Source organism: Kribbella antiqua, from assembly GCF_004345665.1.
GTDB lineage: Bacteria > Actinomycetota > Actinomycetes > Propionibacteriales > Kribbellaceae > Kribbella > Kribbella antiqua.
In genome coordinates this window covers 1161685-1180621 of sequence record NZ_SLWR01000001.1, presented here as the reverse complement: position 1 = coordinate 1180621, position 18937 = coordinate 1161685, and the positions used below count along the sequence as shown (strand labels likewise).

The 18937-nt window shown below is 69.5% G+C and carries 14 protein-coding genes and 1 pseudogene; 7 read left to right on the top strand and 8 right to left on the bottom strand.

The window, feature by feature from the left end:
* Positions 1 to 5 precede the first annotated feature (5 nt).
* The 3 genes from EV646_RS05570 to lipA form a co-directional block, all read right to left on the bottom strand.
* On the bottom strand, positions 6 to 1289 hold the full coding sequence (locus EV646_RS05570) for an SAM-dependent methyltransferase (RefSeq protein ID WP_132144486.1): 1284 nt from the start codon (positions 1287 to 1289) through the stop codon (positions 6 to 8).
* Between the two features lie 155 nt (positions 1290 to 1444).
* Positions 1445 to 2140, bottom strand: a complete 696-nt coding sequence (locus tag EV646_RS05565) for a DUF4191 domain-containing protein (protein ID WP_132144484.1) — start codon at positions 2138 to 2140, stop codon at positions 1445 to 1447.
* A gap of 21 nt (positions 2141 to 2161) precedes the next feature.
* Positions 2162 to 3100, bottom strand: coding sequence for a lipoyl synthase (gene lipA / locus EV646_RS05560; RefSeq protein WP_132144482.1), 939 nt, complete (start codon positions 3098 to 3100; stop codon positions 2162 to 2164).
* A gap of 57 nt (positions 3101 to 3157) precedes the next feature.
* Here lipA and EV646_RS05555 point away from each other — a divergent pair, with 57 nt between their 5' ends.
* The 5 genes from EV646_RS05555 (at position 3158) to EV646_RS05535 (ending at position 8647) form a co-directional block, all read left to right on the top strand.
* Complete coding sequence (locus EV646_RS05555) at positions 3158 to 4522, top strand: sensor histidine kinase (RefSeq protein WP_132144480.1); 1365 nt, start codon at positions 3158 to 3160, stop codon at positions 4520 to 4522.
* A 76-nt stretch (positions 4523 to 4598) separates the two neighbouring features.
* On the top strand, positions 4599 to 5270 hold the full coding sequence (locus EV646_RS05550; RefSeq protein ID WP_132144478.1) for a response regulator: 672 nt from the start codon (positions 4599 to 4601) through the stop codon (positions 5268 to 5270).
* Positions 5271 to 5542: 272 nt separating this feature from the next.
* Positions 5543 to 6424: an ABC transporter ATP-binding protein gene (locus EV646_RS05545; protein ID WP_132144476.1), complete on the top strand. Its 882-nt coding sequence runs from the start codon at positions 5543 to 5545 to the stop codon at positions 6422 to 6424.
* The gene (locus tag EV646_RS05540; protein ID WP_132144474.1) at positions 6421 to 7575 is read left to right on the top strand and encodes an ABC transporter permease; all 1155 of its coding nucleotides are present in this window, start codon (positions 6421 to 6423) and stop codon (positions 7573 to 7575) included. Before EV646_RS05545 ends, EV646_RS05540 begins: the two co-directional genes overlap by 4 nt.
* Positions 7576 to 7684: 109 nt before the next feature.
* Positions 7685 to 8647: a LysR family transcriptional regulator gene (locus tag EV646_RS05535; protein WP_132144472.1), complete on the top strand. Its 963-nt coding sequence runs from the start codon at positions 7685 to 7687 to the stop codon at positions 8645 to 8647.
* A gap of 100 nt (positions 8648 to 8747) precedes the next feature.
* Here the strand turns inward: EV646_RS05535 and EV646_RS05530 are convergent, their stop codons facing one another.
* Positions 8748 to 10250 carry an MGR2/ROMO1 family protein gene (locus EV646_RS05530; RefSeq protein ID WP_132144470.1) on the bottom strand — a complete coding sequence of 501 codons (1503 nt, stop codon included), beginning with the start codon at positions 10248 to 10250 and terminating at the stop codon, positions 8748 to 8750.
* A gap of 97 nt (positions 10251 to 10347) precedes the next feature.
* A complete protein-coding gene (gene lipB, locus EV646_RS05525) occupies positions 10348 to 11061 on the bottom strand; it encodes a lipoyl(octanoyl) transferase LipB (RefSeq protein ID WP_199236791.1) in 714 nt (237 codons plus the stop codon).
* Between the two features lie 141 nt (positions 11062 to 11202).
* Here lipB and EV646_RS40910 point away from each other — a divergent pair.
* A pseudogene (locus EV646_RS40910) lies at positions 11203 to 11607 on the top strand (protein kinase domain-containing protein); the annotation flags it as partial.
* 1755 nt (positions 11608 to 13362) lie between these two features.
* Positions 13363 to 14118, top strand: coding sequence for a hypothetical protein (locus EV646_RS39870; protein WP_241995318.1), 756 nt, complete (start codon positions 13363 to 13365; stop codon positions 14116 to 14118).
* A gap of 224 nt (positions 14119 to 14342) precedes the next feature.
* Here the strand turns inward: EV646_RS39870 and EV646_RS05515 are convergent, their stop codons facing one another.
* The 3 genes from EV646_RS05515 to lpdA all read right to left on the bottom strand — a co-directional run bounded on the left by EV646_RS05515 (position 14343) and on the right by lpdA (position 18850).
* Positions 14343 to 15230: a TIGR01777 family oxidoreductase gene (locus EV646_RS05515; RefSeq protein WP_132144467.1), complete on the bottom strand. Its 888-nt coding sequence runs from the start codon at positions 15228 to 15230 to the stop codon at positions 14343 to 14345.
* 125 nt (positions 15231 to 15355) lie between these two features.
* Complete coding sequence (gene sucB / locus EV646_RS05510; RefSeq protein WP_132144465.1) at positions 15356 to 17347, bottom strand: 2-oxoglutarate dehydrogenase, E2 component, dihydrolipoamide succinyltransferase; 1992 nt, start codon at positions 17345 to 17347, stop codon at positions 15356 to 15358.
* Between the two features lie 129 nt (positions 17348 to 17476).
* Positions 17477 to 18850 carry a dihydrolipoyl dehydrogenase gene (gene lpdA, locus EV646_RS05505; RefSeq protein ID WP_199236790.1) on the bottom strand — a complete coding sequence of 458 codons (1374 nt, stop codon included), beginning with the start codon at positions 18848 to 18850 and terminating at the stop codon, positions 17477 to 17479.
* Positions 18851 to 18937: the final 87 nt, after the last annotated feature.

The following is an 18937-nucleotide window of genomic DNA, read 5'->3' as shown; positions in this document are numbered from 1 at the left end:
TGGAGTCAGCGTTTGGTGAGGCGGAGTTGGACGTCGTCCAGGTAGTGGGTGCGGAAGCCGGCTTCGGAGTAGGCGAGGTAGAACTCCCACATGCGGCGGAAGGTGTCGTCGAAGCCGAGGTCGGCGATGGCGGGCCACTGCTCGATGAAGCGGTTGCGCCAGATCCGCAGCGTGCGCGCGTAGTCCGGGCCGAGGTGCCGGAGGACCTCGGTGCGCAGGCCGGTGTGTTCGGCGGTGACGTCCTCGATCACCTTGATCGACGGGATCAGGCCGCCGGGAAAGATGTACTTCTGCACCCAGGTGAAGGTGTTCCGGGTCGCCAGCATCCGCTCGTGCGGCATCACGATCGCCTGCACCACCGCGACCCCGCCCGGCGCGAGCCGCCGCTCGATCGCGTCGAAGTAGACCGGCCAGTACTTCTCGCCGACCGCCTCGATCATCTCCACACTCAGTACGGCGTCGAACTCGCCGATCTGATCCCGGTAGTCCCGCAGCGCCACCTGGACCCGGTCACTCACCCCAGCCTCGGCCGTACGACGCTGAGCCAGCAACGCCTGCTGCGATGCGATCGTGATGGCCGTGACCCACGCACCGCGCTGCGCCGCGCGGATCGCCAGACTCGCCCAGCCGCAGCCGATGTCGAGCACCCGTGACCCCGAGACGACCCCGGCCGCATCGAGGATCGCGTCCAGCTTGTTCAGCTGCGCCTGGTTCAGTTCGTCGTACGACGCTGTGGCCAGATCAGCGGTGGGGTCGCCGCCGAAGTACGCCGCCGAGTACGTCAGCGTGGGGTCGAGGAACTCGGAGAACATCGCGTTGCTCAGGTCGTAGTGCCGGCTGACGTTCTCGCGGGCGCCGGCCCGGTCGTTCTCCTGGTCGCCCGGCTGTGAGCGAGTCACCAGCCAGCGCAGCGATTGGGCCCACTTGGGCAGCAGGTGCCGGGTCTCGTCGTTGCTGAACCGCTCGGCGAAGGGGACCAGCAGGTCGGCCAGGTCCGTCCCCGGCTCGGGATCCCAGTCGCCGGCCAGATACGCCTCGCCGAATCCGGAGCCGGCGTCGTGCCCGAGCCGGTCCAGGAAGGCTGACGTCCGGTGCACGCGCATGGCCGGGCCGCCGAGGCCGTACGACCGGTTTCTGTCCAAGTGGATCGTGGCCGGCAAGTCCCTGGCGATCAGACGGATCGCAGCCGCGGCGCCGGCCCGGCGGACCGGGCTGGAGCGCGGGCGGGCCAGCGTCGGCCACGCCTTGGCCACCGGCTGGTGCACCCGCGCCGGCAGAAGATCCGTCATCGTCGTCAACCTCGTGTCCTCGATCCGTCCTGGTCGCACCTTAAGGCCGCGACTCCGCCCCACCGCGCGACACGAGGGCACACTCGTGCCACGTCACGAACAGATCAACTGCCGAGCCAGCGCCGGGTTACCGACGTTTCACTCAGAGAGAACGCTCAGCGGCCCTTCATGGCCTGACGGGCGCCCTTGAGGCTGGTCGGGACCGGGCCCTTCGGCATCGGCACCTGCGGCCGGACGGCGTCCAGCGCCTTCAGCCGCTGCAGCAGGTCGGTGATCTCGGACGGCTGCAGCGTGGCCGGCAGCTTCATCACGTGCTTGGTCAGCTTGCGGATGTCGATCTCGCCCTCGCCCTGACCGGCGACGATCTGGATCACCGGGGCGCCACCAGCCACCCGGGTGTGCTTCTTGCCCTCGGCGGCCAGCAGGTTCTTCACCCGGCTCGGCTGTCCCTCGCCGACCAGCACGATGCCCGGCCGGCCGACGACCCGGTGCACGATGTCGGCGTTCTTGGTGACCGCGACCGCGGGCGTCACGTTCCAGCCGCGGCGCAGCGTCTGCAGCGCGGACGCGGCCGCGCCGGCCTGCCCCTCGATCTGGCTGTACGCCGCCTTCTCCACCTTGCGGCCGAAGACGATCGTGGCGACCAGGAACCCGGCCGCGACACCCAGCGGAATCCAGACCAGCAGCGGCCCGATCAGCCAGCCGCCCAGAGCGGACACGGCGACGAAGCCGAGGAAGATCCCGGCGAGCACCAGCCCGACCGTGGGGTCGGACTTCTTGGTCAGCTGGTACGCCGACCTGATCTGCTTGAGCCTACTGGTCTTCTCCGCGGGCGCGTCGTTCTTGGCCATCTCACCTATGTCCTGTTGTTCTCAACTCACCTGAGTCGCGGTGCGCGACTCCACAGCCTGACGGTACAGCCGACCGGCCCGGTACGACGAACGCACGAGTGGCCCGGACATGACACCGGCGAAACCGATCTCCTCGGCCTCGTCCTTCAGTTCGACGAACTCTTCCGGCTTCACCCAGCGCTCGACCGGGTGGTGCCGGACCGACGGGCGCAAGTACTGGGTGATGGTGATGATCTCGCAGCCGGCGCCGTGCAGGTCGCGGAGCGCCTGGCTGACCTCGTCGCGGGTCTCGCCCATGCCGAGGATCAGGTTCGACTTGGTGACCAGGCCGTAGTCGCGGGCCTGGGTGATCACGTTCAGGGACCGGTCGTAGCGGAAGCCGGGCCGGATCCGGCGGAAGATCCGCGGCACCGTCTCGACGTTGTGCGCGAACACCTCGGGCCGGGACGAGAACACCTCGGCCAGCTGCTCCGGTACGGCGTTGAAGTCGGGCGCCAGCATTTCCACCCCGGTGCCGGGGTTGAGCTCGTGGATCTGCCGGATCGTCTCGGCGTACAGCCAGGCGCCGCCATCCTCGAGGTCGTCGCGGGCCACTCCGGTGACGGTCGCGTACCGCAGGCCCATAGTCCGGACCGACTCGGCCACGCGGCGCGGCTCGTCACGGTCCAGCGCCTCCGGCTTGCCGGTGTCGATCTGGCAGAAGTCGCAGCGCCGGGTGCACTGGTCGCCGCCGATCAGAAAGGTCGCCTCGCGGTCTTCCCAGCATTCGAAGATGTTCGGGCAGCCGGCTTCCTGACACACCGTGTGCAGCTGCTCGGATTTCACCAGCTGCTGCAGCTTCGTGTATTCCGGGCCCATCTTCGCCCGGGTCTTGATCCACTCGGGTTTGCGCTCGATCGGGGTCTCCGCGTTGCGCACCTCGAGCCTGAGTAGTTTCCGTCCTTCTGGGGCGATCGTCACGCCCCCCAGCCTACGCGTTCCACCGACAGGGCCTATCAGCCCGTAGGCTCCTGAGACATGTCCAAGGTCGAACTGGGTACGGCGTCCGCCGACGCCGAACCTGGCACCCCGCCCGCGACGGGGACCACTGTGCGGGGCTGGGTGCGGCCGGGGCCGACCGCGCGGCAGCGCCGGAATGACGTCCTGCTCGGGCTGGGGATGGCCGTGGCCGGAGTGTTCGCGACCGAGCTGGCCCGCGGCGTCGCCCCGGACCGGGTCGACCTCGGCATCGGTGGGATCGAGCCGTACGTGCTGAGCGCGGCGGTCGCGCTGCCGCTCTGTTTCCGGCGCCGCTGGCCGATCCCGGTGCTGCTGGTCAACTCGGTGCTGTTCATCGTCACCGGGGAGCGGGCAAGCTTCGCGTTCGCCGGCAACCTGGTCATCCAGGCGTCGCAGTTCATGGCGATCTACGCCGCGGTCGCCTGGGCGCGGGACCGGCGGCTGATGAAGGCGGCCGTCAGTGTGGTCTTCGTCGCGATGTTCAGCTGGCTGGTGATCGGCTTCGTCCGCGCCGTGGCGAACGACCAGTACAAAGGGCTGAACGACGGCCTCCTGTCGCCATACGTCTCAGGCGTCGTACTGGCGCTCGCGCTGAACGTGCTCTATTTCTTCGGTGCCTATTTCTGGGGCCGGACGGCCTGGGGGATCGCGCGGCAGAAGCACGAGCTGGAGCAGCAGGCGGTCGAGTTGGCCGCGCAGCAGCAGGCGAACGCCCACCGCGCGGTGATCGACGAGCGGCTGCGGATCTCGCGTGAGCTCCACGACGTCGTCGCGCACCACATCAGCAGCATCGGCGTCCAGGCCGGCGGCGCCCGCCGGGTGATGGAGACCGACCCGGAGGCCGCCAAGAGTGCACTGGCCGTCATCGAGAACTCCAGCCGGACCGCCGTGAACGAGATGCGCCAGCTGCTCGGCATGCTCCGCGCGGCGGATCCCGACCTCGACGTCGCCGCTCCGGACCCAAAGGCGCCACAGGCCGGCGCAGACCGGCTGCCCGCGCTGATCGCGGACGTGAACGGTGAAGGCCTGTCGGTGGGCTTCCACCAGATCGGCCAGCCGGTCCAGCTGCCGGAGACCGTCTCGGTGTCGGTCTACCGGATCGCCCAGGAAGCTCTGACGAACGTACGACGCCATTCGACGGCTCGCAGCGCTCACATCACCCTGCGCTACCTCGGCGATTCCGTCGAGCTCGAGGTACTCGACGACGGCCGGCCGAAGCACGCGCCGGTCGGGAGCCGGCTCGGGCATGTCGGGATCCGTGAGAGGGTCGGCCTGCTCGGCGGCGAGAGCGAGATCGGGCCCCGCCCGGTCGGTGGCTTCCGCGTTCGCGTCCGGATCCCGCTCGACCCCCAGAACCGCCCGCTGGTGAAGGAGAAACCGTGAAGGAGCGAAGCGAGTTCACCATCAAACACAGTGTGACTTGTGCCTCATTGGCGCCCGGAGCGAAGCGAGGACGCCAATGAGTGAGCCGATGCGGGTCCTGTTGGTGGACGATCAGGATCTCGTGCGTGCCGGCTTCCGGATGATCCTGTCGGTCGAGCCCGACATCGAGGTGGTCGGCGAGGCCTCGGACGGTGAGAAGGCGATCGAACTCGCCGAGGCGCTGCGGCCGGACGTCGTACTGATGGATGTCCAGATGCCCGGCATGGACGGGATCACCGCGACCCAGCGGATCGTCGCCGCGGACGCCGGCAAGGTCGTCATCCTGACCACGTTCGACCGTGACGACTACCTGTTCGAGTCGCTCGGCGCGGGCGCGAGCGGCTTCCTGCTGAAGAACACCGCACCAGAGGACCTGGTCGACGCCATTCAGGTGGTCCACTCCGGCCACGCGCTGCTCGCGCCCGAGGTGACCCGCCGCGTCATCAAGCGCTTCACCGGCGGCGGCGAACGCGTCTACCGCCCCGACCTGCTGGCCGAGCTCACCGACCGCGAGCGCGAGGTCCTCGGCCTGATCGCCCGCGGCCTGACCAACACCGAGATCGCCAACCAGCTCCACGTCGGCGAGGCCACGGTCAAGACCCACGTCTCCCGCGTCCTCCTCAAGCTGGGCCTCCGCGACCGCGTCCAAGCCGTCGTCTTCGCCTACGAATGCGGCCTGGTCACCCCCGGCGACGACACCTCCGCCTGACCCCGCCCCGCCCCACCCCGCCCGCCTCTGGCCCGCCTGGCGGCCCCACGCCCACGCCCCCGCGGGTTTGGGGAGCCCTACCCACCTGAATCGACAGGTCAGACTCCCCAGTCGATCGCGGCGGTGGTCAGTCCGTCGTGCGGATGACGGCGGTGATCACCCGTGGGACCGACGTGCGGCTGGGGCGGGGATCACTAGGTTTGAACCACTCCCGGGTGGAGTGGCTGGGCGGGCGTCCAGCGGGGGCTGACGTAGTAGAGGAACGGTGACGGATGCTGAGCGTGGCTGGGCTGACTCGGCGGTTCGGGGAACAGCTGGCGCTGGACGACGTGAGTTTCGACGTCGTGCCGGGGCGGATGACCGGGTTCGTCGGGGCCAACGGGGCCGGGAAGACGACCGCGATGCGGATCATCCTCGGCGTGCTGGCGGCGACCGCGGGTGAGGTGTGCTGGAACGACCGGCCGCTGACTCAGGACGTACGGCGGGACTTCGGCTATATGCCGGAGGAGCGCGGGCTGTACCCGAAGATGAAGATCCGCGACCAGCTGGTGTTTTTCGGCAGGCTGCACGGGCTGGAACCGCTGAGAGCGGCCGAGCGGACGGACAAGCTGCTCGAGCGACTCGGCCTCGCTGAGCGTGCGACCGACGTACTGGAGACGCTGTCGCTCGGAAACCAGCAGCGGGTACAGATCGCGGCGGCGCTGGTGCACGAGCCGAGCGCGCTCGTACTGGACGAGCCGTTCAGCGGTCTCGACCCGCTGGCCGTCGACGCGATGGTGGACCTGCTGCGTGAAGAGGTGACACCGGAGGTGCCGGTGCTGTTCTCGAGCCACCAGCTGGACTTGGTCGAGCGGCTCTGCGACGACCTCGTCGTACTGTCCAGAGGAAAAGTGGTTGCCGCAGGCCCCGTTGCGGAACTTGCCGCCGGGCCGACGATGACGTACCGGCTGGTGGTGGACGGCGACGCGGGCTGGTTGCGTGATGTCGAGGGGATCCGGGTGCGCGACGTGGCCGGCGGTACGGCGCTCTTCGACGTCGAGGACGCTGCCGTGGAGCAAAGCGTCTTGGAGCAGGCCGTTGGGCGCGGGCGGGTGCTCGAGTTCGGGCCGGAGCGGGTGGCGCTGAGCGACGTCTTCCGGGAGGCGACCCGATGAACGACCGGACCCTGGATCGTCCGTGGGTGCTGATCGCCGAGCGCGAGATCAGCACCAAGCTGCGGGACAAGACGTTCATCGGCTCGACCGCGGTGATGCTGCTCCTCGTCCTGGTGGCGGTGATCGTGCCGGCGCTCCTGGCGGGTAGCGGAGGCCCGGACAAGATCGCGGTGGTGGACGACGCCGGCGCGAAGATCGTCCAGCAAGCGCGTCACGATGACGGTTTCGAGGCCGTCCGTACGGCGGACCGGGCATCGGCGTCGGCTCTCGTGGCCGAGGGAGAGGTGAAGGCGGCTCTGCTGCCGGGGGACGACGGGTACGTCGTACTCGGCAAGGACCGGGTCGATTCCGGGCTCGAGGGAGCATTACGGGAGGCCGCGGCGACCCTCGGGATGGAGACGAACGCGGCGCGGGCCGGTCTGTCGCCGTCGGAGCTGCATGCCGGGACATCGGTGAAGCTGGAGCTGCTGAAGCCGGGGCCGTTGCCCGACATCGTCGCCGACTTCGTCAACATCGGGCTGGCGCTGGTGTTCTACATGACCGCGCTCGGCTTCGGCATGATGATCGCGCAGAGCGTCGTACAGGAGAAAGAGAGCCGGGTCGTCGAGATCCTCGCCGCCGCGGTGCCGATCCGGTCGCTGCTGTGGGGGAAGGTGCTCGGCAACACCGCGCTGGCGCTGGGGCAGATCGTGGTGATCGCGGGTGCCTCGATGGTCGGGCTGGCCGCGACCGATCAGCTCGCCATCCTTTCCGTGATCGCGCCGGTGGCCGGGTGGTTCGTGGTCTTCTTCGTGCTCGGGTTCGTCGCGCTGGCCGGGCTGTGGGCGGTCGCGGGTTCGCTGGCGACGCGGCAGGAGGACCTCGGGTCGACCACGCTGCCGGGGCAGATGATCCTGATGATCCCGTTCTTCTTCTCGGTGTTCGCGGGGTCGTCGGCCAAGACGGTGGCCTCGTTCGTACCGATCGCGTCGTCGATGGCGATGCCGGGGCGGATGCTGACCGAGAAGGTGCCGGTCTGGCAGCCGCTGCTGGCGATCGCGATCCTGCTCGCCGCAACCGTGCTGATCATCCGGCTCGGAGCCCGGCTCTACGAGCGGACGCTGCTGCAGACCGGGCGGCGGCTCAGCTATCGCGAGGCACTGCGGGCATGACCTATCGTTGAGGCCCTGGTCAGCGTTACAAGAATTGCGGGGGCTGTGACGAAACCGCAATGGTTGATAACTGTGTGCTGCGCCTCGACCTCGACTACGGTCTCAGGGCATGAACGTCGAGCTGCGCCACTTGCGGGTGGTCGTCTTGGTGGCTGAGGCGGGTTCCGTCGGACGGGCGGCCCGCTGGCTGAAGGTGAGCCAGCCCAGCCTGACCGCGCAGCTCAAGCGGATCGAGTCGGCGTTCGGCGGTGAGCTGTTCGAGCGCTCCCGCACCGGCGTCACCCCGACAGCTCTCGGCCGGTACGCCGTCGACCGGGCCCGGGCGATCCTGGTCGACGTGGACCACCTGTCCGCAACCGTGTCCGCTATGACGGCGGTCGAGTCGAGCGCCGTACGGCTCGGCGGGTTCCCGACCGCGCCGATGTCGGGGATCGCTTCGCGGTTGCGCGAGCACGGCGAGATCGAGCAGGTGAGCATCGAGGTCGAGTGGTCCACCAGCGTGCTGTTGCAGCAGCTGGAGAGCGGGCGGCTCGACTTCGCGCTGTTGCGGGAGTTCCCCGGGTTCGAGCTGCGGCTGCCCAGCGGGGTCGAAGCATGCACCGTGGTCGAGCGGGAGTCGGCGTACGTCGTGATGGCGTCGGACCACCCATTGGCGGTGGCGACCCGAGTCCGCGGCGAGATCGAGCTGTCCGCGTTGTCGGGGGAGGAGTGGATCGGGGAACCGCCGGACGACAGCGGGTTCCACGTGCTCTTCCGGTCGGCGTGCGAGCAGGCCGGGTTCCAGCCGAAGGTGGAGCACCACTCGGTGGACACCTCGGTGCTGATGGGCTTCGTGACGAGCGGTCAGGGCGTCGCGCTGATCTCACCGACGTCGTACCGGATGCTCTCCACCGACGTCACCACCCGCACCCTGGCCGGCGACCCCATCCACCGCCGCCTGCTGCTGGCGTGGAGCACCGAATCGCCCCGCGCCCAGATGGCGCCTGACGTGCTTCAGATGGCGACCGCGGCGTACGACGAAGCCTTCACCGAGCACGCTCGGCGAGAGACCCACCGCATGCATGTGGCGTGATCATGTTCAGGGGAAAGCCCGGCCGGGTGCCTGTTGGACAGGCTCCGGCCGGGCTTTTCGTCGTTACGCTCCGGTGGCGCGGGCTTTTCGTTGTCGGGATCTACGCTCCGGCGGGGCGGGGCATCGGCTGCGTCTCGAACGCACTGAGGTAGAGCTCCCCGGTGTCCTCAGGGTCCTCCATCCGCTCCCGATACTGCTGCCCCATCTGCTCCCGCATGACTGTCGCCGGCTGGCTCACCGCAGTCGGCTCCATCACCTCAGACACCGGCTGGCTCACCTTGGCCGGCTCCATCACCTCAGACACCGGAACCGTCGGCTCCGGCTCAGCTGTTAAAGACGGCTTCACCTCACCCTGCGCCGCCTGCTCGCTCACGCCTTGCGCGCCCTCCGCACTCGGCGACTCCTTCACCTCGGGCTGCGCCTGCTCGGGCTCCGCCTGCACCTGCTCCGCCTCCACCTGCTCCGGCGTGACCTGCTGCGTGGGTTGCGGCTGCGTCGCGACGGGCTGAGTGTGCTCGGGCTCCGCCTGCGGCGTGACCTGCTGGTCTGGTTGCGACTGTGGTTCCGCTGCGACCTGCTCCGCCGGGTGAGGCTCCGGCGCAACCTGGTGCATCGTCTCGGCGGCTACTCCACCGGCGGCGGCTGCTACCCCCGCTGCGGTTGCACCCGCGGCCGCTGGGGTGACCTGCGGCTTGGGGTCCGCCGGCGCGGCGACCGACGCCTGCGGTGTGGCGGCCCCACCGTCCGGCTTCTCTTGCTGAGCTGCCTTGGGCTCCTGAGACTGCGGCTGACCCGCATCCTCCGCCACGGGTGCGGAAGCCGGAGCGGGTGCTACGACTGTCTGCTCCTCCTCCGGCTCGTCGGCAACGGGCACCTGGGTGGTCTCATCGCGATCGCTCGGCACCAAGACTGTCTCATCGTTGCCCTCGGCATCGTCACCCGCGGCCGGGAACTGCGCGGTCTGGTCCGGCCCGGACGTCGGGAACATCGCCGTCTGCTCGTCCGCCTGACTCCGCGGCGGCATCGGTGTCGGCTCCTCGTCGTCGAACAGATCGTCGTACCGGCTGCTGTTCCCGAACGAACCGCCGTACTGGCCACTCGCCGGATAGGTGCTACCGGCAACCGGGTACAGGGCCGCGGCATCCGCCTCCTGCTGCGCCTGCGCCGCCTCCTGCTCGCGCTGCAGCCGCTCCGCCTCCGTGCGCTCCCGCCGCCGGGTCTGCACACTCCGCACGATCAACTGGATCGCATAGACCAGGGAGATCACGGTCAGAATCGGTACGACGCCGTTCAGCGTGTACTGCTTCGACCCGTCGATCATCCCGGTGGTCACGCCGGGGACGTCGTTCAGGAAGTTCGTCGTCCGGTTCGGGATCCAGTGCCAGCAGTAGATGAGGGTGCCGAAGGCCACAAAGGCACCGAGCGCGCCGGCGCCGGAGAAGTACGACACCACGGTCCAGAAGATCAGCGCGCCGATGCCGTAGGCAAGCGCCATCCCCTTCGCATTCAGCTCGATGCCGCCCGGCGCCGCCATCACACCGAACACGGCCGGCCCGGCCAGCGCGACGGCTACCCCGAGCAAGAACCCTAGAAACTTGGACACACCACCAAGGTAGCGACGTTTCCGCCACACACCCCGCAGACACTTCGCAACACCCCAAAGGGCAAACGCTTCCTGCCTGCATCGACAACGGCGGACCTCAGACAGTCAGTCCATAGGTGATAGCCGTCGGCGACTCCTCGTGCCCGATGTCTGGCGACCGCTCGTACTCTTCCCAAGCCAGCAGCCGATCGAGGTGCCGCCGTACCGGCTCGAGCACCTCTGTCACCGCCACATCCCGGCCGAGTTCGCGCGACAGCGTGGTCACGTCCGCGTCGGAGATCCCGCACGGCACGATCCGGTCGAACCAGGCCAGGTCGTTGTCGCAGTTCAGCGCGAACCCGTGCATGGTCACGCCCTGCGCCACCCGGATCCCGATCGCCGCGATCTTCCGCTCCCGGCCGCGGTCATCCGCCGCCACCCAGACGCCGCTGCGCCCCTTGACCCGCCCGGTCTTCACCCCGAGCTCGGCACAGACCGAGATCAGCGCCTCCTCCAGCCGCCGGACGTAGTCCACGACGTACACATGTGAGGCCAGCTTGACGATCGGATACCCGACGAGTTGCCCCGGGCCGTGCCAGGTGATCTTCCCGCCGCGGTCGACGTCGACCACCGGCGTCCCGTCCAGCGGCCGCTCATGCGGCTCGGTCCGCTTGCCCGCCGTGTACACCGGCGGATGCTCGAGCAGGATGACCGTGTCCGAACCGGTGCCCTCGGCAACTTCCGCGTGCAGGCGCCGCTGCTCGGCCCACGCGGCCTCGTAATCCACCGCGCCGGCACCGAACCCGGCCTCCACATACCTGATAGCCCTCACACCCTCGAGTCTATGCCGCCACGTTTCCCGCCGTACGCCGCCATCCACAGGCTGCCGTACGACGTCATCCGCAGACCGTCGCACCGCCGGGGCTGTGGATAACTTCCGCGGGGCAGGCGGCGATTCGTGCACCTTTAAGGCATGGCACTCGAAGACATCGCCGGCTACAGCCTGCGCCGGAGGCTCGGGTCCGGATCGGCCGGCACCGTCTGGCTGGTCCGGAATCGCGCTTCCGGCCGCAACGCCGTGCTCAAACGCGTCCCCACCGCCGCGATTCCACTGACCGAGGAGCTCCGTGAAAACCTCACCGTCCTGCAACGCATCGACCATCCCCACCTCGCCCGCCTCCTCGAGATCCGCGAGAGCGGAACCGAATGGCTCCTGTTCAGCCAGCACATCATCGCCGGAACCCTCAGCGGCCTCCTAGACCGCCGCGGCCCCCTCACCCCCGGCGAGCTCGTCACCCTGCTGAGCCCTCTCGCGGACGCCCTCGACTACCTCCACCGCAGCGGCCTGACCCACGGCCGCGTCACCCCCGACAACGTCATGTTCGACGCCGACGGCCGCCCGGTCCTGACCGACACCGCCCTCTACAACCAATCCGCAACCCCCGCCGACGACCTGACCTCGCTCGGCACCCTCGCCCACCAATCCGGCGGCCATCCCTCCGTCTTCGCCCCGGACGTGTTCACCACCACCAAAGGCCTATCCCGCCACCTCCTGACCCTCGCCGACCCCACCCCAATCAACCTCGCCTTCACAAAAGACCCGCCGACCAATACATCCAGCCCCACCTCAGCCGACACCGCCACACCCTCTGCCACAGCCGACGCCGCCCCAGACTCGGCTACGACCGACGCCGCCCCAGGCTCGGTTACGTCCGGTGCCGCCGCTGGCTCGTCCGGTGCCGCTGCTGGCTCGGTTACGTCCGGTGCCGCCGCTGGCTCGTCCGGTGCCGCTGCTGGCTCGGTTACGTCCGGTGCCGCTGCTGGCTCGGTTACGTCCGGTGCCGCTGCTGGCTCGGTTACGTCCGGTGCCGCTGCTGGCTCGGCTACGACCGGTGCCGCCGCTGGCTCAGCTACAACCGACGCCGCACCGGGGTCGGCTACAACCGACGCCGCGCCGGAGTCTGCTGGAACCGCTGACACAGCTTCTGCTCCGGCCGCAGCCGACGCCACGTCCGGGCCGCTTGGTTCAGCCGACGAGGCATCCGGGTTGGTCGACCCAGCTGATGGCGTATCTGGGGCGGTGGGGTCAGCCGCCGGTGGCGTAGGTACGCCGCCGACTCGTCCGCGCGCCAAGCCCAGGCCGACCACCGACGATCCACAACAACGCTCCCGCGGCCCGCTCGCCCCCGCCCCGAAGGACCCGGCACCCGCAGAAACTCCGCAAGCAAACACCCTGTCGCCTCCACCCCCACCGAAACCGATCCGCAAGCCCACCAAGCCCAAGCCGCGCCGCCAATCCCTCCGCGCCAAACTCACCCGCCGTACATCCACGCCTCCCATCAACCCACTGGATCGCCTCACCCCCAGGCCCACATCCTTCAGCCCGCCAGCCACCACTCCCACCTCGCCAGCCACCACCCCCACCTCGCCAGCGGCCACTCCCGCCTCGCGACCCGAAATCACCATCGACTCGTCAGGCGAAGTCACCATCGACTTCGGCGCCGACCCGCGCCCGACCGGCCAGGAGCCGGAGGCGCAGCTTCATGTGCTCGACTCCACCCCGACACTCGTCGCGACCGCATCGAGCACCGCCCCACCTCAATCGGACTCCCCGCCGCCGTCCGCCGAGCCCGCCCGCAGCGGCTGGGCAGCCGCAAGCGATCGCATGGTCTGGGGCCAACCGAGCTCCAGACGCCGACGGAGTCGCCGGGGCAGCCTCATGTGGAAGCTGTCCCGACGAAGGCAGGCCCGGGCGTCGTCTTCATCGCGGACAAGCGGGTGGAGCACAACGCAGCGGGAGCTAGCCCACCCGGGGTCGCCGTCGCAGACCAGCGGGCAAGGCCCATCGCAGCAAGAGCCAGCGGGCTCCGGATCATCGTCGCAAGCCCAAGGGTGGGGCCTGTCGTGGCGAGAGCCGACAGACCCCGGCTCATCCACGCGGCCGGGAGGGCGGACCCTGTTCCAGCGAGAGCCGGCAGACCCGGGGCCATCGTCGGGGACGAGCAGATGGTGGAGCTTGTCGCGGCGAGGGTCGGCGGACGTGGGGTCGTCGTCGGGGGCGAGCAGGTGGTGGAGACTGTCGCGGCGAGGGTCGTTGGGCCTGGGGATTTCGTCGCGGAGGGATGGGTGGGGCATGTCGCGGCGAGAGTCGGGGCGGGCTGGGGGTTCGGCGCGGGTAGGTGGGTGGGGGCGGAGGTTCGGGCACCCCGCGTACGGCGTACTGGTTGCGGCCGGAGCTGCGGCGGTGATTGTGCTGGTGGTTGGCCTGGTGGCGGTCGGTGCCCTCGACGACCCAGTGAACCAAGCGGCCGCCGTCGACCAATCCACCGGTGCGACACCAGCTCGCACGGAGACCGCTGACCCGACCGCCCAGAACCTCAGCACTCACAGCCCGACCGCCGAAGCTCCGACCACGCGTACGCCGGGCGCGGGAACAACCGGGGGGCCAGGAGTGGGAACGCCGAGCGCGGGCGTGGGGACTCCGGGTGGGGAAGGTTCGGCTGGGGTGGAGGAGTGGGTGCGGACTTTGCAGGCACTGGATGCTCAACGGGCACAGGCTTTTTGGACGCTCGATGTCGGTGTGCTCGACAGGATCTACGTGCCCGGGAGCGCGCCGTGGTCCGCGGACCGTGAGCTCGTCGCGGCGTACCGCCGGCAACAGGTCCGGGTGCACGGCCTCCGGATTCGCATCGAGACGACGACCATCGAGCGCCGCACTGCGAGCAGCATCACGCTTCGCACAGTCGATCACCTCGTCGGCGGTGAGGTAGTCGACCGCAACGGCAACCGAACTCCACTTCCGCCGGGCACCGCCACCACCCGACTCATCACCCTGAGCACCACGCCCTCCACCCCAAGCTGGCGCATCACCACCATCACCTCAGCCTGAGCAGCCGTCGTCGACGCCGGTACCGAGGGGTCCGGCAGTGCGAGCCCTCAAGCACGCTGTCGTGCGTCGTGGTGATCGTCGAGTCGTGGATTGGTGTTGAGGCGATCGACGAAAATCCACGACTCGGCGATGCGAGGCTGCTGAGTTGACGGTGCTGTGGGATGCGCGGGCAACTCGACGGCTCTCCCGGGCGGCCTGTGTTGGCGGTGTCGGGGTGGCCGGGGTCAGGTGAGGGCGGCGGCTAGGGCTGTGGGGGCGGTGGGGTGGTGGAAGGTGAAGTTGGCGGATTGGAGGCGGGTGGGGAGGGCTCGGTTGCTGCCTAGGAGTTCCCAGGCGAATTCGCCGAGGACTGCCCTCATGAGGAAGGCGGGGACGGGGATGAGGGCTGGGCGGTGGAGGGCGGTGGCGAGGTGCTTGGCGAACTCGGCGTTGGTGACTGGGTTGGGGAGGGTGACGTTGACCGGGCCGCTGAGGGTGTCGTTTTCGGCGACGAAGCGGACGGCGCGGAGCCAGTCGGTGAGGGAGACGACAGGGAAGTACTGCGTGCCAGAGCCAAAGCGCCCGCCGACGCCGAGGCGGAACGGGAGAGACAGCAGCTGGAAGGCCGGGGCCTTGCGGGCCAAGACGACGCCGGTGCGGAGGGACGCGACGCGGCAGCCGGCGGCGCGGGCCGGTTCGAGTGCGCCTTCCCAGAGGCGGACGACGTCGGCGAGGAAGCCGTCGCCGAGTTCGGAGTCCTCGGTGAGGATGCGATCGCCGCAGTCCAGCCCGTAGCCGCCGATGCCGCTCTGCGTGATCAGCACCGGCCGTCGCTCAAGTTGCGCAGCCGCGGCCGCCAGTGTGGCCGTCGTACTGACGCGGCTTTCGCGGAGCACCTTCTTGTACGACGGGGTCCACGGGCGGCCGATGTTAGCGCCGGCCAGGTTGACCAGTACGTCAGGATCGCCGAGCGCGGACAGGTCGAGTTCGCCACGCGCCGGGTCCCAGCGGAGTTCGCCGGGCTGGGTCGGCCCACGACGGACCAGCCGCAGGACCTCATGACCGTCCGCCTCGAGGTCTCGCGCGAGCGCCGTACCGAGGAAGCCGGAGGCACCGGCCAGCACGTACTTCATCCAGCTACTCCTTGACAGAAGGTTTGGTCGTACGACGATCCCGCCAGTGCCCGCGAAGGACCTCGACAAAGAGTTCTGCCCCGCCGGAGATCCGGACGGGGCAGAACACCAGGATCAGCTCAGGCTCAGACGTCGAACTGGGCTTCTTCCAGACGCTGCTTGACGGCCGTCAGGTAGCGGGCCGCGTCGGCGCCGTCGACCAGGCGGTGGTCGTAGGTGAGCGCGAGGTAGACCATCTGCCGGATCGCGATCGTCTCGCCGAGCTCGGGGTGGGTGATGACGACCGGGCGCTTCACGACCGCGCCGGTGCCGAGCATGCCGACCTGCGGCTGGTTCAGGATCGGCGTGTCGAACAGGGCCCCGCGGCTGCCGGTGTTGGTGATGGTGAAGGTGCCGCCCGCCATCTCGTCCGGGAGGACCTTGTTGGTGCGGGTTCGCTCGGCCAGGTCGGCGATCTTCTTCGCCAGGCCGGCGATGTTCAGGTCGCCGGCGTTGTGCACGACCGGGACCATCAGGCCCTTCTCCACGTCCACGGCGATACCGAGGTGCTCGGCGGCGTGGTACGTGATCTCGCCGGCCTCCTCGTCGATCGACGCGTTCAGCTTCGGGTACTGCTTCAGCGCGTCGACCGCGGCCTGCGCGAAGAACGGCAGGAAGGACAGCTTGACGCCCTCGCGGGCCTCGAACTCGGCCTTCTTCGCGTTCCGCAGCTTGGCGATCTCGGTGACGTCGACCTCGACCACGGTGGTCAGCTGGGCCGAGACCTTCAGCGAGTTGACCATGTGGGTCGCGATCGCCTTGCGGATCCGGCTCATCTTCTCGGTGGTGCCGCGCAGCGGGCTGATCGTCGCGGCCTTCGCGGCGGGAGCGGCAGCTGCCGGGGCCTGCGCGGGTGCTGCTGCGGCGGCCTTCTGGGCCTCGGCGGCGGCGATGACGTCCTGCTTGCGGATGCGGCCGCCTACACCGGTTCCCTGTACGGCGTTGAGGTCGACCTGGTGCTCGGCGGCCAGCTTCCGGACGAGCGGGGTGACGTAGTTCGGGCCCTCGGAGGAGGCGCCATTGGGTGATGGAGCCTGGGTGGGTGCCGATGCGGCCGGAGAGGTCGCGGGGGCTGGGGCCGCGGCGGCCGGAGAAGAAGTGGAAGGTGCCTGAGCCGGAGTGGAGGGGGCTGGGGCAGCGGCCGAGGCGGCGGGCGCGGCGGCCGGCGCCGGAGCTGCTGCCGGTGCTGGCGCTGCAGCCGGTGCGGGGGCGGCGGCCGGGGCCTGCGCCGGAGCTGAGGCGGGTGCCGGGGCCTGAGCGGCTGGCGCCGGGGTCTCGGCGGGTGCTTCAGCTGGGGCTGCGGAAGGGGCGGGGGTGGAGGCAGCGGGGGCTGCGTCGCCGGAGCCGACGATGGCTAGTTCGGCGCCTACCTCGACGGTTTCGTCTTCGGCGACCTTGATTTCGAGGAGCTTGCCGGCGACGGGGGAGGGGATCTCGGTGTCTACCTTGTCGGTGGAGACCTCGAGGAGAGGCTCGTCTACTGCTACGTCGTCCCCTACCTGCTTCAGCCAGCGGGTGACGGTTCCCTCGGTGACGCTCTCGCCCAGAGCCGGGAGGGTGACCGGCGTACCAGATGCACCGCCGGCAGGTGCCGATGCGGCCGGAGAGGAGTCGGAAGGAGCCTGAGCCTGGTCCGCGGCTGGGGCCGGCTCGGATGCGGCCGGAGAGGTTGCGGGGGCTGAGGCCGCGGCGGCCGGAGAAGGTTCTGAAGGCGCCGGAGCAGTGGTGGGGGTCTCAGCAGCGGCTGCCGGGGCAGGTGCTTCCTGGGCTGGGGCGGCCTCGGCGGCGGGAGCCTGTTCGGCGGGGGCTTCCTGGGCGGGGGCGGAGCCGGAGGATTCGCCGGCGTCGCCGATGACGGCCAGTTCGGCGCCTACCTCTACGGTTTCGTCCTCGGCGGCCTTGATCTCCAGCAGGGTGCCGGCGACCGGCGATGGGATCTCGGTGTCGACCTTGTCGGTCGAGACCTCCAGCAGGGGCTCGTCGACGGCAACCGTGTCACCGACCTGCTTGAGCCAGCGGGTGACGGTTCCTTCGGTGACGCTCTCCCCGAGGGCCGGCAGGGATACAGAGGTCGGCATGACGGTCGTTGCTCCTTCGTCTGATCGGTCGAGTGTCAGCCTACGGTGCCGCCGGAACGAGCGGGACGCGGGTCACAGCGCTCCGACGGCTCAAACTTACTCGGACCCACCACCGTGGGTCCGGCAGTCTCAGTCGTGGAAGTGCAAGGGCTTGCCGGCGAGGGCCAGGTGGGCTTCGCCGAGGGCTTCGTTCTGGGTGGGGTGGGCGTGGACCAGCGGCGCCACGTCGGCCGGGTACGCCTCCCAGTTGTAGATCAGTTGCGCCTCGCCGATCAGCTCGCCGACGCGCGACCCGACCATGTGCAGCCCGACCACCGCGCCGTCCTTGGCCCGGACCAGCTTGACGAAGCCGGCCGTCTTCAAGATCTGGCTCTTCCCATTGCCGCCGAGGTTGTAATTCAACACCTCGACCTCGCCGTACTTCGCCCGCGCCTGCTCCTCGGTGAGACCGACGGACGCGACCTCCGGCTCGGAGTAGGTGACCCGCGGGATCCCGGCCTCGTCGATCGGGGTCGGGTTGAGACCCGCGAGGTGTTCGGCGACGAAGATGCCCTGCTGGAACCCGCGGTGTGCGAGCTGCAGCCCCGGCACGATGTCGCCGACGGCGTACACCCCCGGCACGCTGGTCTGCAGCGTCGAGTCGACGGTGACGAACCCGCGGTCGAGTGCGACCCCGACCTCCTCGTAGCCCAGACCGGTCGTGTTCGGGCCGCGGCCGACCGCGACCAGCAGCACCTCGGCCTCGATCACCTCACCACCGGCGACAGTGACGCGCACGCCGGAATCGGTCGCAGTGACCGATTCGAACGGCGTACCGGTCTTGAAGGCGATCTTCCGCTTCCGGAACGCCCGCTCCAGCGTCTTGCTGCAGTCCGCGTCCTCGGACGGCACCAGCCGGGGCAGCGCCTCGACGATGGTCACCTTGGTGCCGAACGACGTCCACGCGCTGGCGAACTCCACGCCGATCACGCCACCGCCCAGAACCACGGCCGACTCCGGCACCCGGTCCAGGGTCAGCGCATGCTCGCTGGCGATCACCCGGTGCCCGTCGAGCTCCAGCCCGGGCAGCGACCGCGAGTACGAGCCGGAGGCAAGGATGACGTTCTTGCCGGTGTACGACGTACCGCCGACGTCCACTGTGGTCGGAGAGCTGAGGCGGCCCTCGCCCTCGATCACGGTGATGCCGCGTGCCTTGAGCTGGCCCTGCAGACCTTTGAACAGCCGGTCGACGACGCCGTCCTTGTACTTGTTCACCCCGCCCATGTCGACGCCCTCGAGCGTCGTACGGACGCCGAACTGCTCACCCTCGCGGGCCGAGTCGGCCACCTCGGCGGCGTGCAGCAGCGCTTTGGTCGGGATGCAGCCGCGGTGCAGGCAGGTCCCGCCGACCTTGTCCTTCTCCACCAGGGCGACGGACAGGCCGAGGGTCGCGGCTCGCAGCGCGGCGGCGTATCCACCGCTGCCGCCGCCAAGAATCACCAGGTCGTACGTCGTATCAGTCACAGGTTCCTCCGTGGACAGTGATCGGTAGGCGGCTCCGGATCGCGGAGTGCCGGCCCGGCGTCATCTTTTCACCGCCACCGCGCGATG

Excerpts from the sequence above, each read along its gene's own strand:
- EV646_RS05570 (WP_132144486.1), bottom strand. The coding sequence starts at position 1,289 with ATGACGGATCTTCTGCCGGCGCGGGTGCACCAGCCGGTGGCCAAGGCG.
- EV646_RS05565 (WP_132144484.1), bottom strand. The coding sequence starts at position 2,140 with ATGGCCAAGAACGACGCGCCCGCGGAGAAGACCAGTAGGCTCAAGCAG.
- EV646_RS05555 (WP_132144480.1), top strand. The coding sequence starts at position 3,158 with ATGTCCAAGGTCGAACTGGGTACGGCGTCCGCCGACGCCGAACCTGGC.
- EV646_RS05550 (WP_132144478.1), top strand. The coding sequence starts at position 4,599 with ATGAGTGAGCCGATGCGGGTCCTGTTGGTGGACGATCAGGATCTCGTG.
- EV646_RS05545 (WP_132144476.1), top strand. The coding sequence starts at position 5,543 with ATGCTGAGCGTGGCTGGGCTGACTCGGCGGTTCGGGGAACAGCTGGCG.
- EV646_RS05540 (WP_132144474.1), top strand. The coding sequence starts at position 6,421 with ATGAACGACCGGACCCTGGATCGTCCGTGGGTGCTGATCGCCGAGCGC.
- EV646_RS05535 (WP_132144472.1), top strand. The coding sequence starts at position 7,685 with ATGAACGTCGAGCTGCGCCACTTGCGGGTGGTCGTCTTGGTGGCTGAG.
- EV646_RS39870 (WP_241995318.1), top strand. The coding sequence starts at position 13,363 with ATGTCGCGGCGAGAGTCGGGGCGGGCTGGGGGTTCGGCGCGGGTAGGT.
- EV646_RS05515 (WP_132144467.1), bottom strand. The coding sequence starts at position 15,230 with ATGAAGTACGTGCTGGCCGGTGCCTCCGGCTTCCTCGGTACGGCGCTC.
- sucB (WP_132144465.1), bottom strand. The coding sequence starts at position 17,347 with ATGCCGACCTCTGTATCCCTGCCGGCCCTCGGGGAGAGCGTCACCGAA.